The organism is Dryocola clanedunensis subsp. sulfonylureivorans, from assembly GCF_016756775.1.
Lineage (GTDB): Bacteria > Pseudomonadota > Gammaproteobacteria > Enterobacterales > Enterobacteriaceae > Dryocola > Dryocola clanedunensis.
Window position 1 is genome coordinate 1 of sequence record NZ_JAERMU010000086.1, and the last position, 515, is coordinate 515.

The window sequence follows — 515 nt, forward strand, 5'->3', positions numbered from 1 at the left end:
ACGCTCCCCGCAAAACCGATGTCATTATACGTTACGGCCCCGGCATTAGGTGTGTTGCTAAAATTACCCAGGGAAACCAGCGTTTTCGAGTCGTAATTAATTGTACTGTTATTATCAACGAAGAAAACAGAGGAAGTCACCTGGGTGGCATCAGTCCCTTTCATGACCAGATCGACCCGGTTCGCGCTGTTGCTCAGCCATGCGCTGTCGGTTGCGCCAACCTTAACGTCCAGAGTACTTCCATTGCTGACTTCATAGATATTTTTGTCAACGTATTGCCCATCAGGCCCGACAGCAACGGCGGCCTGAAAACCGCTGGAGCCAAAGACGGGAGAGGCCATAGTGTTGTTGTCATAGGCATTCATAGTGACCTGATTGTGGGTCACAGGGTCAGTGTAGGTCACGACATAGGTACGACTACCTTTACGCAGCGACGGCGCACCGTAATTCTCTGCGCCATCGGTAATAAATCCCTGTTCTTTGGCGGAGGCAAAGCTCATGTATTTCGTGCCCGC

Annotated in this window: 1 protein-coding gene; it reads right to left on the reverse strand. The window is 51.1% G+C overall.

What is annotated here, in order from left to right:
* Positions 1 to 500, reverse strand: a 500-nt coding sequence (locus HYQ67_RS23905; RefSeq protein WP_202308679.1) for a hypothetical protein, incomplete at its 3' end; no start/stop codon positions are given.
* Between the last annotated feature and the right edge of the window lie 15 nt (positions 501 to 515).